This window comes from Ruegeria sp. E1, from assembly GCF_056534225.1.
On the sequence record NZ_JBQFPE010000042.1, the window covers coordinates 1 to 1,412 of the forward strand.

Here is a 1,412-nt window from a genome sequence, read left to right on the forward strand (position 1 = left end):
ATGAACTCCGCGCCGTTGTCGGAACGGATGTGTTCGGGCTTCCCGTGCCGCAATAAGAGTGGGTAGAGCGCATCCAGCACGTCTGCGCTGTGGACCTGTCGCGTTTTTGTGCCGCTCCAAGTGCTCGTTTAAACCACTTTCCGTTCGAAGGCGACGGGACTTTTCCAGCCCAGTGCTGAGTGTCGGCGGCGCGGATTGTAGAAGCCGTTGATGTATTCGAAGATGGCCGCTTCAGCCTGCCGTCGGGTTTGCCATGACCGCCGCCAGATCAGCTCAGCTTTGATCGTTTTGAAGAAGGTCTCGACGGCGGCGTTATCATAGCAATTGCCTTTGCCGCTCATCGACACTTTGAAGTCATGTTGGCGCAGGATCTTCTGATAATCGTGGGAACAGTATTGGCTGCCACGATCCGTGTGGTGGATGCAGTCCTTCGGTGGTGATCTGAAGGCGATAGCCATTCTCAGCGCCCTGATGGCCAGGTCTCGCTTCATCCGATTGCTAACAGCCCAGCCAATCACACGGCGGGAATGCAAGTCCAGAATGACGGCGAGATAAAGCCAGCCTTCACGGGTCCAGACATAGCTGATGTCACCAGCCCATGTCTTGTTCGGCTGATCCGCTGTGAAGTCCCGATCCAGTAGGTTGGGCGCGATATTGAACTTGTGATCGCTGTCTGTCGTGACCTTGTGCTTGCGTGTTCTCAACACGGATATGCCGTTCTGGCGCATCAGGCGACCAACGCGACGATGCCCCACAGCCAAACCAATTTCCTTCAACTCTTCAGTCATGCGCGGCCTGCCATAGCTGCCCAAACTGAGGCGTGACTGTTCTTTGATATGCGCCAGCGTGACCAGATCAGACCGCTGTCTGCGACTGGCAGGGCGGCTGCGGAAGGCACGCAGACCGCGTGCGCTGACACCGACGACATCGCATAACCGGTTGGCTGGAAAGCTGGCTCTGTGTTCTTCGATAAACCTAAATCTCATTGCTTTAGGCCCGCGAAGAACTGGGTGGCCTTTTTTAGGATTTCCCTCTCCTCCTTGAGGAGCCGGATCTCCCGTCGAAGTCGCTCATTCTCTTGAGCGAGGCTCAAATCCTCTTTGGAAACCACGTCTGTATCTCGGTGCGCTGTGATCCATTTGTTCAGCGTGGACATCCCGACACCTAGATCATCAGCCACCTGCTTGCGTGTTAGCCCACTGGTCAATGCGATACGCACCGCATCTTGCCGGAATTCGGCCGTCCGTTTCAGTCCCATAGTCAGTCTCCTTTGCTGCAGTAGATGCTATCAAAGGAGCGGCATCAAACCGTGACAGGTCCACTGTTCATCTTCGGCTTGACCGCTACGCAGAGCGCCTCACGGGTATACTCATCCAGCACCGTCAGCATCTTGTAGCTCTGTCCGTTGCTCA

The 1,412-nt window shown here is 55.7% G+C and carries 1 protein-coding gene; it reads right to left on the reverse strand.

Going from position 1 to position 1,412, the window contains the following annotated elements:
* Window positions 1–128: 128 nt before the first annotated feature.
* A protein-coding gene (locus ACR0FG_RS20840) for an IS3 family transposase (RefSeq protein ID WP_480424262.1) occupies window positions 129–1,258 on the reverse strand; the annotation gives its coding sequence in 2 pieces (ribosomal slippage) (window positions 129–1,015 and window positions 1,015–1,258; 1,131 coding nt in all).
* Window positions 1,259–1,412 lie beyond the last annotated feature (154 nt).